The sequence below is a fragment of the Staphylococcus sp. GDY8P57P genome (genome assembly GCF_017892585.1).
GTDB classification, from domain to species: Bacteria; Bacillota; Bacilli; order Staphylococcales; family Staphylococcaceae; genus Staphylococcus; species Staphylococcus borealis.
This window is the reverse complement of the sequence record NZ_JAESLK010000003.1, coordinates 53,812-67,525: the sequence shown is the minus strand read 5'-3', so window position 1 is coordinate 67,525 and position 13,714 is coordinate 53,812. Positions and strand designations below refer to the sequence as shown.

The window sequence follows — 13,714 nt, the reverse complement described above, 5'->3', positions numbered from 1 at the left end:
CAAATTATAGAGGTGCAATGAATTATGAAACCAGTTGTAGTTATGACGCAATCGAGTGAATTTAATAGTGATTTAGTTGACATAGTGCATAAGCCATTTATTGAAATTCAATCACTTGAATTTGACTCTCAAGTTTTGCATCATAATTATGACTGGATTATTTTTTCCTCTAAAAATGCAGTTCGATTATTTTATCAATATTTGAATCAAGTAGATGTTAACTATGTGGCAGTTATTGGCAAGAAAACAGCAGAGCTATGTGAAACGTTAAATATTAATGTGGACTTTGTTCCTGATGATTACTCTCAAGAAGGATTGTTAGAACAGTTTGAACAAGAAAATCAATCTATTTTAATACCAAGTAGTGCTATGGCGCGACCTAAACTTCAACAAACGTTAGCACAAACTAATAGTGTGACCAAAATCGATTTATATAAACCTATTGCGAATGATAGAAATATTAGTGAAGTGATTCAACAAGTCGAAAGTCATAAAATTGATGCTATAACGTTTTCAAGTTCTTCTGCTGTGAACGCATATATAAAGCATGATGTGCCGAAACAGTTTGATAACTATTTTGCAATAGGAAAGCAAACTGCGAACACATTACATCAACATGGTTTAAATTCATTGGTAGCAGATAAACAAACTTCAGAATCGCTTATAAATAAAATTATTGAAAGTTGGTATAATAATGAAATTTGATAGACATAGACGATTACGTTCATCAGAATCAATGCGTAATTTAGTTAGAGAAAATCATGTTAGAAAAGAAGATTTAATTTATCCAATATTTGTAGTTGAAAAAGATGATGTAAAAAGTGAAATAAAATCACTTCCTGGCGTTTATCAAATCAGTTTAAATTTGTTAGATGATGAAATTAATGAGGCATATGACTTAGGTATAAGAGCGATTATGTTCTTTGGTGTGCCGAATGCTAAAGATGATGTAGGTTCCGGTGCATATGATCATAATGGCATTATTCAAGAAGCGACTAGAAAAGCCAAAGCATTGCATCAAGATTTATTAATCGTTGCAGATACATGTTTATGTGAATATACAGACCACGGACATTGTGGTGTGATCGATGAGCATACGCATGATGTAGATAATGATAAATCCTTACCATTGCTTGTTAGAACGGCTATTTCACAAGTTGAAGCAGGTGCTGATATTATTGCACCAAGTAATATGATGGATGGTTTTGTCGCTGAAATTCGAAAAGGCTTGGATGACGCAGGTTATTATAATGTTCCAATTATGAGTTACGGCATTAAATACGCATCAAGCTTCTTTGGACCATTCAGAGATGCGGCAGACTCTGCACCGTCATTTGGAGATAGAAAAACATATCAAATGGATCCTGCAAATCGGTTAGAAGCATTCCGTGAACTTGAAAGTGACTTAAAAGAAGGCGCAGATATGATGATCGTAAAACCTGCGTTAAGTTACTTAGATATTGTTAGAGATGTTAAAAATAATACAAATATTCCTGTTATCGCTTATAACGTTAGTGGTGAATATGCGATGACGAAAGCTGCAGCTCAAAATGGTTGGATTGATGAAGAACGTGTTGTTATGGAACAAATGGTTTCTATGAAACGCGCTGGCGCAGATATGATTATTACTTACTTTGCTAAAGACATTTGTCGTTATTTAGATAAATAAAATAACTAGTAGGAGGACTTTGATATGGGTTACGAGAAATCGATAGAGGCAATGCAAATTGCTGAAAATCTAATGCCAGGTGGTGTTAATAGCCCTGTAAGAGCATTTAAATCTGTAGATACACCAGCAATTTTTATGGATCATGCTAAAGGATCAAGAATTTATGATATTGATGGCAATGAATATATTGATTATGTATTAAGTTGGGGGCCATTAATTCTAGGACATAAGAATGAACAAGTCATTAAAAAACTTCATGAAGCTGTAGATAGAGGCACAAGTTTTGGTGCATCTACTTTAGAGGAAAATAAACTTGCTGAATTAGTTATCGAACGTGTGCCATCAATTGAAAAGGTACGTATGGTTTCGTCTGGAACTGAAGCAACATTAGCAGCTTTACGATTGGCTCGTGGTTATACAGGACGTAATAAAATCGTTAAATTTGAAGGATGTTATCACGGCCATAGTGATTCATTATTAATTAAAGCGGGTTCTGGTGTTGCAACACTTGGCTTACCTGATTCACCTGGTGTACCTGAAGGCACTGCTAAAAATACAATCACCGTTCCTTATAATGATCTTGATGCAATTAAAGTTGCATTTGAGAATTACGGGGATGATATAGCTGGTATTATTGTAGAGCCTGTTGCAGGTAATATGGGTGTTGTTCCACCTAAAGATGGATTTTTACAAGGATTACGTGATATTACAAATGATTATGGTGCACTTCTTATTTTTGATGAGGTTATGACAGGTTTCCGAGTAGGATACAATTGTGCACAAGGTTACTTTGGTATTACTCCAGATCTTACTTGCTTAGGTAAAGTTATCGGTGGCGGACTACCAGTAGGTGCTTTTGGTGGTAAAAAAGAAATAATGGATAAAATTGCGCCAGTAGGTAATATTTATCAAGCAGGAACACTTTCAGGTAACCCGTTAGCGATGACAAGTGGTTATGAAACATTAAGTCAATTGACACCTGAGTCATATGACTATTTCCAAGAATTAGGTGATATGTTAGAAGAGGGACTTAAAAAAGTCTTCAGTAAACATAACGTCCCAATCACTATAAATAGAGCTGGTTCTATGATTGGATACTTCCTAAATGAAGGACCTGTCACTAATTTTGAAGAAGCAAATAAAAGTGATTTAGAACGATTTAGTCAAATGTATCGTGAAATGGCAAAAGAAGGGGTATTCTTACCACCATCTCAATTTGAAGGTACTTTTTTATCTACAGCACATAGTAAAGAAGACATTGAAAAAACCATCCAAGCATTTGATACTGCTCTAAGTCGTATTGTATAATGTTATGAAATAGAATGAGGTTAGGACTTTCAACTCGATGATGTCTTAACCTCATTTTTAATGAAAGAAGTGGATGCATAATGAAAAAAATATGGATCAATAACTTTATTCTTTTAGTGACAGCAATTGTAATAAGCTTGATACTGCATGTTGCACACATTCTTTTACCATTTATGTTTGGTCCTATTATTGCATCAATAATTGTCATTAAAGTATTTAAATTAGAGGTTAAATGGCCTTTTTGGTTCAGTCAGATTGGTCTTATTTTATTAGGTGTTCAAATCGGATCGACATTCACAATTGAAGTGCTTCATGATATCAATGATGATTGGCTGACAATTATAATTGTTACACTATTACTCATCATTTTATCGCTACTGATAGCATTCTTTTTTAAGAAAATAGCAAATGTTAACACTGAAACGGCGATATTAAGTGTTATACCCGGTGCATTAAGTCAAATGTTGATCATGGCTGAGGAAAATAAAAATGCAAATATACTCGTGGTGAGTTTAACGCAAACGTCTCGAGTCATTTTTGTAGTGATATTAGTACCAATGATTTCATATTTCTTTAGTAGTCATGGTGATAATGGCGTAACGCCTCTGAAAGCACCACCACTAACAGAAGTACTTAACTTATCGCAAGTAATATTACTCGTGTGTTGTATTGCCATTGTTTATAGTTTTATGGCGAAAATTAATTTTCCTACTAAACAATTATTAGCGCCTATATTAGTTTTGGTTATTTGGAATTTGACGACACAACACATATTTACATTGGATAACTATATCCTTGCTTCTGCACAAGTGATATATATGATTAGAATCGGACTACAGATTGCCAATTTACTCTCAGATTTAAAAGGTCGTATTGCCGTAGCTATAATTTATCAAAATGTCTTTTTAATCATTGGATCATTTATCATGGTATACGTTGTGCATCTGTTTACAAATAATAATATTAATGAATTATTTTTAGGTGGGGCGCCGGGAGGTATGAGTCAAATTGTTCTAGTCGCAATGGCAACTGGGGCAGATGTGGCAATGATTTCCAGTTTCCATATATTTAGAATCTTTTTTATTTTATTTGTAGTAGCACCTATCATCGGCTTTTTCTTACGTGGTGGTATATCGAAATTTCTGAAAAAAAGATGAGGTTGGGGCAAAATAGTTAGATAATACTACTTGGTAAATTTACAGTAGCCGATTGAACTAAGTAGATGCTTAAATCAAACGTTTAACAAACCTAGTTATCCTTGCTAGCCGGGTCCTAGCTAAGTGAATGTCATCATAAAAAGCTACAAGCTAAGCAAGCTGAGGTGGGACAACAAATATATTTTATTTCTGTGCCACCCCATATTAATTTTATGAAGGTTTAGATGGGCATCCTTTTAAATGAGCGTCATATAACCCAGCCGCTTCTAAAAATGAAAATACGGTTACTGGACCAAGAAACTTAAAGCCATATTTTTTTAAGTCTTTAGACAATTGCTTAGCACGATCATCTACGGTTAATCTTTCCGAAGCATTTGTGTAGTTTAAATCAATGGGTTTGTGATTTACATAAGACCATAAAAAGTGGCTAAAGCTACCATAGTCTTTTTCTATTTCGAAATAGCCCTTGGCTTGTGACACAATGGCTTCTAACTTTTTACGATTATGAACAATATTTGGAAATTCCATTAATGCATCAATATCACTTGGTGTCATTTGTGCAATTTTGCTTGGTTCGAAGTTGTAAAATGCTTCTTCATATGAGTGCTTCTTTTTTAATATAGTGAGCCATGATAGCCCAGCGTGTTGAGATTCTAGAGCTAAAAGTTTAAACAATGCTTTACTATCATACATAGGTTGTCCCCAGACATTGTCATGATAATCTAAGTAAGTCGGGTCTGTTGTGCTAAATGCACATTCATTCATAAATATACCTCCAAGAGATTGACTTATCACGATTTCCATTATACTATAATTAAGTAATGAAATATATTATTGGGAAGAGTAAGTTTGAATGATAGCACAGAGAGCATATGGTCGGTGTAAATATGTATAACATTCAATCTGAAGGTAGCCCACTTGAACTTTTATTGAACAATTAATAAGTAGATAAAAGCGTGTTTGAGCGTTAATCAAATTAAGTGCAAGTATATGGATATATGCTTGAATTTAGGTGGTACCACGGAACATCCGTCCTATGTTATTTAGGAGGATGTTTTTTTAATTATTAGGAGGTTTTTAATCGATGAACATGGAGCCTAAGTATAATCCACGCGAAGTTGAGGCTGGGCGTTATGAAGAATGGGTAAAGAATGGTTATTTCAAACCCTCAGAAGACAAATCAAAAGAAACATATACAATTGTAATTCCACCACCCAATGTAACAGGTAAATTACATCTTGGACATGCATGGGATACAACGTTACAAGATATCATTACGCGAATGAAACGTATGCAAGGTTATGACACTTTATATTTACCTGGTATGGACCATGCTGGTATTGCTACTCAAGCTAAGGTAGATGCTAAATTAAAAGAACAAGGCATTTCTCGTCATGATATTGGGCGTGAGAAGTTCTTAGAACATGCTTGGTCATGGAAAGAGGAATACGCATCATTTATTCGCCAACAATGGGCTAAATTAGGTTTAGGACTTGATTATAGTCGAGAACGATTTACTTTGGATGACGGATTAAGTAAAGCAGTGAGAAAAGTCTTTGTTGACTTATACAATAAAGGTATCATCTATCGTGGAGAACGTATTATTAACTGGGATCCCGAAGCTCGAACTGCGCTATCAGATATTGAAGTCATTCATGAAGACGTTGAAGGTCATTTTTATCATTTTAAATATCCTTATGCTGATGGTGAAGGGTATATTGAAATCGCAACAACAAGACCTGAAACAATGTTAGGAGATACTGCTATAGTAGTAAATCCAAATGATGACCGCTATAAAGATGTAATTGGAAAGACAGTTATATTACCTATTGTTGGTCGTGAATTACCAATATTAGCTGATGAATATGTTGATATTGATTTTGGTAGTGGGGCAATGAAAGTTACACCTGCACACGATCCAAATGACTTTGAAATTGGGCAACGACATGATTTAGAAAATATTATAGTCATGGATGAAAATGGTAAAATGAACGAAAAAGCTGGTAAATATGCTGGTTTAGATCGCTTCGAATGCCGTAAACAGTTAGTTGAAGACTTAAAAGCGCAAGATTTAGTTATTAAAATTGAAGCGCACGTTCACTCAGTTGGGCATTCTGAACGTTCTGGTGCTATTGTTGAGCCGTACTTATCTACGCAATGGTTTGTAAAAATGAAACCACTAGCACAACGTTCACTTGATAATCAAAAAACGGATGATCGCATTGATTTTTATCCACCACGTTTTGAGAATACTTTCAATCGCTGGATGGAAGAAATTAGAGACTGGACGATTTCTAGACAATTATGGTGGGGACACCAAATTCCTGCATGGTATCATAAAGAAACAGGAGATATTTATGTTGGAGAAGAAGCACCTAAAGACATTGATAATTGGGAACAAGATGAAGATGTATTAGATACTTGGTTCTCAAGCGCGTTATGGCCGTTCTCAACTTTAGGTTGGCCAAATATCGATGCCGACGATTACAAACGCTACTATCCTACGAATGCGTTAGTAACGGGTTATGACATTATCTTTTTCTGGGTTGCGAGAATGATATTCCAAGGTCTGGAATTTACAGATAGAAGACCATTCAATGATGTTTTACTTCATGGATTAGTTCGAGCTGAAGATGGTCGAAAAATGAGTAAGTCTTTAGGTAATGGTGTAGACCCTATGGATGTTATTGAAGAATATGGGGCAGACAGTCTCAGATATTTCTTAGCAACAGGATCATCACCTGGTCATGATTTACGTTACTCTACTGAAAAAGTAGAATCCGTTTGGAATTTCATTAATAAAATTTGGAACGGTGCACGTTTCAGTTTAATGAATATTGGAGAAGAATTTAAATTCGAAGATATCGACTTAAGTGGTAATTTATCCCTTGCAGATAAATGGATACTAACTCGCTTAAACGAAACAATAGAAACAGTTACAAACTTAAGCGAGAAATATGAATTTGGTGAAGTTGGTCGAGCATTATATAACTTCATTTGGGATGAATTCTGTGATTGGTACATTGAAATGAGTAAAATCCCAATGAATGGTGATGATGAGGTACAAAAACAAACAACACGTTCTGTTTTAAGTTACACACTTGATCAAACAATGAGAATGTTACATCCATTCATGCCATTTGTCACTGAGAAGATATGGCAAAGTCTTCCACATGAAGGAGAAACAATTGTAAAAGCATCATGGCCAACTGTTAAAGAAGAATATATCTTTGAAGATAGTAAACAAACGATGCAACAATTAGTTGAAATCATCAAATCTGTAAGACAATCACGTGTTGAAGTGAATACACCACTTTCAAAAGCTATTCCTATTTTCATTCAAGCCAAAGATGAAAATATTAAAGCAACACTTATTGAAAATGCAGATTATATTCATAAATTCTGTAATCCAAGTGAATTAACGATAGATACACATATTGATATACCAGAAAAAGCGATGACTGCAGTTGTAGTTGCTGGTAAAGTTGTATTGCCTTTAGAAGGTTTAATCGATATGGATAAAGAAATTGCACGCTTAGAAAAAGAATTAGATAAATTACAAAAAGAACTAGATCGTGTTGATAAAAAATTATCTAATGAAAATTTTGTTAATAAAGCGCCAGAAAAAATCATCAACGAAGAAAAAGAAAAACAACAACGTTATCAAGAAAAATATGATGGTGTGAAAAACAGAATTGAACAATTAAAAGCATAGGAGAATCGCCAATGAATTACCTAGAGAGTTTGTATTGGATACATGAGAGAACTAAATTTGGTATCAAACCCGGTGTAAAACGTATGGAATGGATGCTAGATCGTTTGAATAATCCTCAATTAAATATCAGAGGCATACATGTTGGTGGTACAAATGGTAAAGGCTCAACTGTCGCTTATATAAGAGCCGCTTTAGTTGAAAATGGTTATGAAGTAGGAACGTTCACTTCTCCATTTATTGAAACGTTCAACGAAAGAATCAGTTTAAATGGACTTCCAATTACAAATGATGAAATTGTTGAATTAGTTGAAATAGTTAAACCAATTAGTGAAGCTTTAGAACAAGAAACAGAATTAGGTGGCGCTACTGAATTTGAAATCATCACAACGATGATGTTCGTTTACTTTGGTCAAATCCATCCAGTTGATTTCGTTGTTGTTGAAGCGGGATTAGGTATAAAAAATGATTCCACTAATGTGTTTAATCCAATTCTCTCAGTACTTACAAGTATAGGATTAGATCATACAGATATATTAGGCAACACATATTTAGATATTGCAAAAGATAAAGGTGCAATTATCAAGCCGAATACACCTGTCATTTATGCTGTTAAGAATGAGGAAGCACTTAAATATATCCGTGATCTTGCAGAGAGTACTGAAGCAAAACCTATTGAACTTGATCGTGAAATCGTTGTGGTTTCACAAGATGATGAATTTACTTACCGATATAAAGATTATGAGCTCGAAACAATTATTCTAAATATGCTTGGAGAACATCAAAAAGAAAATGCATCTCTCGCCATTACTGCACTGATAGAACTTTACGAGCAAGATGTTATCACTTTGGATTTTAATAAGATGATTGATGCAATTGAGAGTGTTACATGGACTGGTCGCATTGAACAAGTCAAAGAGAATCCATTAATGATTATCGATGGTGCGCATAATAATGAAAGTATTGAAGCACTAATTGATACTATCAAAAATTATTATGACAATGAAAAAATGGATATTCTTTTCTCAGCCATAAAAGGTAAACCGGTTCACGGTATGCTTAATAAACTTGAAGAAATATCAAATCACTTATATTTCACTGAATTTGATTTACCTAAAGCACTAACTAAAGAGGAATTGTCCGAACAAGTAAATCTAGAAAATATTGAATTCATCGATGACTATGTGTCGTTTATAAAGAATTACGATGGTGACGGGCTATTAATTACCGGTAGTTTGTATTTTATAAGTGAAGTAAAAAGTAATACTGAGTTTTAAATTTAAAGTAGTTTATTCCCAAGTTGTCTAGGTAACTAAAAAATACCTAGTTGACTTGGGAATTTTAGTTATAACGAAAATTTAAAAAACCGCTTCAATTACTCCCTGTTTTTTAGATACTATATATTATTTATAATATAAATTACACAACTTATTTACTTTTAAAGGGGAAACGTTATACTTATTATAGGTGATGCTAGTGCTAATAACGTCTTTTGTTTGTAGTGTTCTCTTTAGTTTTTTATATCAACTGACAAATATGACGCAATTGAAATTCAATTATCTAACAATGCGTTCTAAATGTGATTATTGTGACTCGAAATTACAATGGTTTGTTCTAATACCTATACTTAGCTTTTTTATTTTAAGAGGGAACACCGCTTGTTGTCACAATAAGTTAAAACGTCATTATATTATAGGAGAATGCTTATCGTTTATACTGATTCCGATAATTATTTATTTCGACGTCCAAGTGCATTTATCCCTTTTCATTACCACGTATTTATTTTTACTGACCATGGCACTATATGATATAGAAACATTATCCATTAATGTATTTATGTTAATTCTCTTCGCGATAGTGTGTACGGCACACTCAATATTTTATTTTTCCACATTTATTATTTTTTTCTTCATATTACATCTATTTTATTTTTTATCCCCTAAACACATAGGCTACGGTGATATACTACTTTTAACCATTTTATCCTGCTTTTTCCCTTATCACTTTTACGTAATATTTTTACTCTTTACACTTTTTATTGCTATTATCGTTTCTTCAGTTTTACTCATTACGAAACAGCAAACGTATATTCCATTTGTACCATTTATGTTTATTGGATTTATATTTGCAAGCTGTTTACATCAGTACACACTAATGTATTTATAGAAAGGTTGATAATTATTGAGAATTAAAAGTATGGCAAAGTCTGAATTACCTAGAGAGCGACTCATACATAATGGAGAGAAAAGCTTATCTAATAGTGAGTTGTTGGCAATTCTTATTAATACAGGAAGGCAAGGATTTTCAAGTATAGATATTGCCAATGAATTAATCATACGTTTTGATGGTTTAAAAGCGCTCAAACATTTATCAATAAATGACTTTACAAAAATTAAAGGAATAGGATTATATAAAGCAGTCATACTTAAAGCTGCTTTTGAACTAGGTGAGAGAATGTATGCTAGAGACCTTAGTGAAAAGATTAAAATAACATCTCCAAGTGACGTTGCAGATATTATGATGTCAAAGATGAAAGATTTGACTCAAGAACATTTTGTTGTACTCTTATTAAATTCTAAAAATATTGTTATTAAAGAAGAAACAATTTATAAAGGAACATTGAATTCATCAGTTATTCATCCACGAGAAGTCTTTAAAGCAGCTATTAGAGCATCTAGTAATGCCATTATCGTATTACATAACCATCCTTCTGGCGATGTCACACCTTCTAAAGAAGACATAGCAACTACTATAAGATTAAAAGATTGCGGTGAATTATTAGGGATTCAAGTCCTTGATCATATTATTATTGGAGATCAGAAATATGCAAGTTTAGTGGAAGAAGGTTATTTTGAATAAGTCAATTTAAAGAATGATTTGTTTTAATGATTAATCATCTTGTATAATTGTGTTTGAAAAATTTTATAGAGGTGCTTTATGACATTATTTTTAATCATTGGGATTTTGATACCAGTTATATATGTATTAAGACTTACAATTAAAGAATACACCATTGGACTTAAAGAAATGCTTGTTACAGTTGTTCTTTCAATGATAGGCATTGCAATATTTACCGTGCTAGGCGTGTTGATTAGTGGCCAAGATATAAATATTGCTACATTAATTTTAGCTTCGTTAATTACAGGGGCTATATGGGGGATATTACTATCTAGCATTTATAAATTATTTAACTATCTAAGACATACATTTCGTAAATAAAAACTAGCCATTGCAATATCAATATGATAAGTGATATTGCATAGCTAGTTTCCAATTTATTGAATATAGGCGGATAATACTTGGAAATTTTCCATAATCCAAAGTATACCTTGATATCCTAAATATAATCCTAATAGTATTAAGGCTGCAGATATTACAAATCTAAGAATTGCAAAACCAACCCTAAATAGCAATATCACAAGTAATGCAATTAAAATGATACTCACAATACTCATTATCAACACTCCTCATGAATATCCATAAACAATAATATAGTTATATTATAAAACATTCTTGATTAATTTGGTATCATACTTTAGTGCATACCATTTTCATGCTTAAGACTGATGATGTTGTGACAACGGTCATTTATAATAATATGGAATACTATTGGAGGGTATTTAATGCGATTTTTACTTAGTATTATTAAAAATATCATTGCAGTCATAGCTATTATTTGTATTATATATTTTGCATTAAAATACGCACCATTTTTAAGAGATCAAGATTGGAATCCAATTAATCATCCTATTAATAATGAGCAAGTCAGTAACGCACCAAATAATTTGAATCGTCCACAAAATATTCCGGCTAATGGTAAGCATTATGAAATCCAAGATAATGATATTTTACAAAATATACCAGCAAGTCAAACTAGAAATGTATTTAAATATTTGGATAAAAAAGAGTTCATGGCGGTTTCTGGTCTAGGTAGAATGGGATATAATGACAATTATTTAGCAGGTCAACGCGATGATGAATTCATTATTTATAAATTTGGTAGTGATCATATTAAAGTGTATCGAACTGAAATAGAAATGGAACAAGATTTAAATGCGCTCGGTCAATATATTGAATTAAGACCTTATGATGCATATTAATTAAGTTTTCGTAATTGAACTCGCTTATTTTCTGCGTTATGGTTATGTTATAAACTAAATTTCGAAGGTTGGTGTGATGAATGTCTGAACAATCTAAAGAAAAACAAGCAAATGAACAAGCTAAAGCGCAAAATCTTTTCGCGAAATGGAGAAAAGATGAAAAACTTTATAGTGATGATGATAAAAAAGATAAAGACAAAAAGTAAAATTAATTTCAAAATGAGTTTGATGAGTAAGATTAGATAATATAGGCTATGTAACACGTTTCGCATTAGTCTAGTTATCTAATCTCTTTTTTATTTTAAGATGATACTATAGAATAAACTTAGTGCTTTATTTAAGACTCCGAGTAATATAAAATAATATAGGATGATTAAAATTAGAATTTATAGAGGTGTTATGAGTGCAAAAGTTTTTCAAAAATAACAAATTAATTGTTGTTTTTTGTGCGGTTATTATTTTTATTGCACTGATTGGTTTGTCATTAAGATCTCAGACGCAATCACCTCCTGAACAATATGTGGGGGATTCCGTTTCTCTTGGACAAAGAGTCGTGAGTTATCCTGTCAATTTTGTTACTGGAGCGATTAATAATCTTTTTAGCTCAAATAAAACAACTGATAATAATAAAGTGAAACAGCTAGAGGCTAAAAATGAAAAGCTAGAAGCGGAAAATAAAGATTTAAAAAAAGAATTAGATATGACTGACATTTCTAAATATGATCCTATTTCTGGTGCAGTAATCGCTAGAAATGCAGATCAGTGGATGAATACAGTTATTATCGATAAAGGTAAAAAAGATGGTGTTAAATCTAATATGGCTGTTATGACCGCTGAAGGTTTAGTTGGAAGGGTAACGAAAGTCAACCAATTTTCATCTCAAGTAGACTTATTATCAACGAATACAAGAACAGGTAAATTGTCTGTTAATATTCAACATGATTCTAAAAATGTGTTTGGCTTAATCGACCATTACGATAAAAAGAATCAGGAACTTGTGATTGGAAACATTAATAATAAAGATAAGATTTCAAAAGGCGATAAAGTTGTTACAAGCGGATTAGCCGATCAATTGCCAAGTGATTTATACATAGGTGAAGTTACCAAAGTTGAGAATGATGAGTATGGATTAGCAAAAGAAGTGAGAGTTAAGACGGGTGCCAATTTATCAGATATTAGCCACGTTTATATTGCCAAAAAAGATCCTGACAATGGTACGGATGAAAGCAGGGACAATTGATGAGAGTATTGTGGTATTTAATTGTTGGCGTTGTGTTGTTTTACATCGACAGCATCATTGGACTTGTGATACCGATGCATTTTGGTCATTTTGAGTTTAATCTTATCCCACACTTAATGTTATTATATATTTTGTTGTTAACAATTTATCGTGGCTTCGGTATAGGATTAATCTTTGCAGTATTATTTGGAATTGTAACGGATGTTTATACCGGTAGTGTATATGGTTTATATATGTTTGGTTACTTAGCACTCGTGGTTATTTTCGATAAATTCCTTAACGTTTTTTATCGAGATTATACTATGGTTTTTGCACTAAGTATTGCAAGTATCATTGTGTTTGAGATTTATATAGCAATGATATATGGTGTGATTGGGTTCGCAAATATTGATATCATTAATCTTATTTTATTGAGATTAATACCAACAGTCATAATGAATATCTTATTGTTAATGATTCTATTTCCTATATTTATGAAATTAATGAAAAAAACACAAAATCAAGATTGACACATAGATGTAGTAATGG

Annotated in this window: 15 protein-coding genes and 1 other annotated feature; of the genes, 13 read left to right on the top strand and 2 right to left on the bottom strand. The window is 32.6% G+C overall.

Annotated features, from left to right (window positions below; all coding sequences use genetic code 11):
• Positions 1–24 precede the first annotated feature (24 nt).
• The 4 genes from KA878_RS01100 to KA878_RS01085 all read left to right on the top strand — a co-directional run bounded on the left by KA878_RS01100 (position 25) and on the right by KA878_RS01085 (position 4,134).
• Positions 25–705: a uroporphyrinogen-III synthase gene (locus tag KA878_RS01100; protein ID WP_075108321.1), complete on the top strand. Its 681-nt coding sequence runs from the start codon at positions 25–27 to the stop codon at positions 703–705.
• On the top strand, positions 695–1,669 hold the full coding sequence (gene hemB, locus KA878_RS01095) for a porphobilinogen synthase (RefSeq protein ID WP_075108322.1): 975 nt from the start codon (positions 695–697) through the stop codon (positions 1,667–1,669). Before KA878_RS01100 ends, hemB begins: the two co-directional genes overlap by 11 nt.
• Positions 1,670–1,693: 24 nt before the next feature.
• Complete coding sequence (gene hemL, locus KA878_RS01090) at positions 1,694–2,977, top strand: glutamate-1-semialdehyde 2,1-aminomutase (protein WP_193839246.1); 1,284 nt, start codon at positions 1,694–1,696, stop codon at positions 2,975–2,977.
• A gap of 80 nt (positions 2,978–3,057) precedes the next feature.
• The gene (locus tag KA878_RS01085) at positions 3,058–4,134 is read left to right on the top strand and encodes an AbrB family transcriptional regulator (protein ID WP_193839247.1); all 1,077 of its coding nucleotides are present in this window, start codon (positions 3,058–3,060) and stop codon (positions 4,132–4,134) included.
• 210 nt (positions 4,135–4,344) lie between these two features.
• Here the strand turns inward: KA878_RS01085 and KA878_RS01080 are convergent, their stop codons facing one another.
• Entirely contained in the window at positions 4,345–4,899 is a 555-nt protein-coding gene (locus KA878_RS01080; RefSeq protein WP_075108325.1) for a DNA-3-methyladenine glycosylase I, read from the bottom strand.
• A gap of 56 nt (positions 4,900–4,955) precedes the next feature.
• Positions 4,956–5,174: a binding site (T-box leader), on the top strand.
• Between the two features lie 44 nt (positions 5,175–5,218).
• On the opposite strand from KA878_RS01080, the gene KA878_RS01075 reads away from it, so the two are divergent.
• From KA878_RS01075 to KA878_RS01055, 5 genes are all read left to right on the top strand, one after another.
• Positions 5,219–7,849 (top strand): valine--tRNA ligase, encoded by a 2,631-nt coding sequence (locus tag KA878_RS01075; RefSeq protein WP_193839248.1) that lies wholly within the window; start codon positions 5,219–5,221, stop codon positions 7,847–7,849.
• 11 nt (positions 7,850–7,860) lie between these two features.
• On the top strand, positions 7,861–9,123 hold the full coding sequence (locus KA878_RS01070; protein WP_193839249.1) for a bifunctional folylpolyglutamate synthase/dihydrofolate synthase: 1,263 nt from the start codon (positions 7,861–7,863) through the stop codon (positions 9,121–9,123).
• A 193-nt stretch (positions 9,124–9,316) separates the two neighbouring features.
• Positions 9,317–10,012, top strand: a complete 696-nt coding sequence (locus KA878_RS14615) for a prepilin peptidase (RefSeq protein WP_398577032.1) — start codon at positions 9,317–9,319, stop codon at positions 10,010–10,012.
• Positions 10,013–10,027: 15 nt separating this feature from the next.
• On the top strand, positions 10,028–10,705 hold the full coding sequence (gene radC / locus KA878_RS01060) for a RadC family protein (protein ID WP_193839251.1): 678 nt from the start codon (positions 10,028–10,030) through the stop codon (positions 10,703–10,705).
• 78 nt (positions 10,706–10,783) lie between these two features.
• A complete protein-coding gene (locus KA878_RS01055) occupies positions 10,784–11,065 on the top strand; it encodes a hypothetical protein (RefSeq protein ID WP_053029581.1) in 282 nt (93 codons plus the stop codon).
• Between the two features lie 56 nt (positions 11,066–11,121).
• Here the strand turns inward: KA878_RS01055 and KA878_RS01050 are convergent, their stop codons facing one another.
• Positions 11,122–11,301, bottom strand: coding sequence for a hypothetical protein (locus tag KA878_RS01050; RefSeq protein WP_053029580.1), 180 nt, complete (start codon positions 11,299–11,301; stop codon positions 11,122–11,124).
• Between the two features lie 168 nt (positions 11,302–11,469).
• Here KA878_RS01050 and KA878_RS01045 point away from each other — a divergent pair, with 168 nt between their 5' ends.
• The 4 genes from KA878_RS01045 (at position 11,470) to mreD (ending at position 13,695) form a co-directional block, all read left to right on the top strand.
• On the top strand, positions 11,470–11,946 hold the full coding sequence (locus tag KA878_RS01045) for a DUF4930 family protein (protein WP_075108332.1): 477 nt from the start codon (positions 11,470–11,472) through the stop codon (positions 11,944–11,946).
• An 80-nt stretch (positions 11,947–12,026) separates the two neighbouring features.
• Entirely contained in the window at positions 12,027–12,152 is a 126-nt protein-coding gene (locus tag KA878_RS14230) for a hypothetical protein (protein WP_107629785.1), read from the top strand.
• Positions 12,153–12,349: 197 nt separating this feature from the next.
• A complete protein-coding gene (gene mreC, locus KA878_RS01040; RefSeq protein WP_193839252.1) occupies positions 12,350–13,186 on the top strand; it encodes a rod shape-determining protein MreC in 837 nt (278 codons plus the stop codon).
• Positions 13,186–13,695 (top strand): rod shape-determining protein MreD, encoded by a 510-nt coding sequence (gene mreD / locus KA878_RS01035; RefSeq protein ID WP_070854915.1) that lies wholly within the window; start codon positions 13,186–13,188, stop codon positions 13,693–13,695. The genes mreC and mreD overlap by 1 nt, the downstream gene beginning before the upstream one ends.
• Positions 13,696–13,714 lie beyond the last annotated feature (19 nt).